At 56.5% G+C, this 619-nt stretch carries 1 protein-coding gene; it reads right to left on the reverse strand.

Annotated elements, in window-relative coordinates; translation table 11 throughout:
- A partial coding sequence (locus ACTIFJ_RS15340; protein ID WP_439534983.1) for a hypothetical protein occupies nt 1-247 on the reverse strand: 247 nt, incomplete at its 3' end.
- Nucleotides 248-619 lie beyond the last annotated feature (372 nt).

Here is a 619-nt window from a genome sequence, read left to right on the forward strand (position 1 = left end):
TGAGGGGGCAGTCCGGGGACAGGCCAAACAGTTTGCGAAAGCCGATCGATGCTACAGCTTCGCCCTGTCGACGATCCCAGAAAAACGGGTAGGCGCCGCCATATTGCTGGGCGAGCGCGAGCCCTGCCTCAAGAGCCAGCCGTTCGGTCCCGTCTTCGTCATGCTCCATCTCGATCGTATGGAGCAGGTGACGCGCCAATTGCGACACCTGCAGCGTGCCTTCCGATGCTGGCGTCTGGTCAGGCACTTGGTATCCTTGCAACGATTATAAGTCTGACCGGATACTCGCCCCACCCAGCCATGTCTGCCCACAAGTGGACAGGCACGTACCTGCGCTACACAGTAAAAACGTATTATAATTTCCGGAATGCGATAATCGTACAAAATAGTTCTTGAAAGAAACACCATCGGAAGAGTCAATGACACCATAAGTTTAGTAGCTAAGCGAAAGAATACAGGCCGCTCGCGTCCAGAACACAACCAGGGGCCAGTCGCAAACTGGTCGGCGGTGGCGGCAATACCCCGGCTCCCAGCCCCTCAGCCATAAAATGCAGGGCCGATTGCAAGCCCAGATGCGAATAGGGCTTGTCGATGACCCCAATCACCCCCTCGGCGTCGC

Source organism: Polymorphobacter sp., assembly GCF_051860865.1.
Lineage (GTDB): Bacteria > Pseudomonadota > Alphaproteobacteria > Sphingomonadales > Sphingomonadaceae > Sandarakinorhabdus.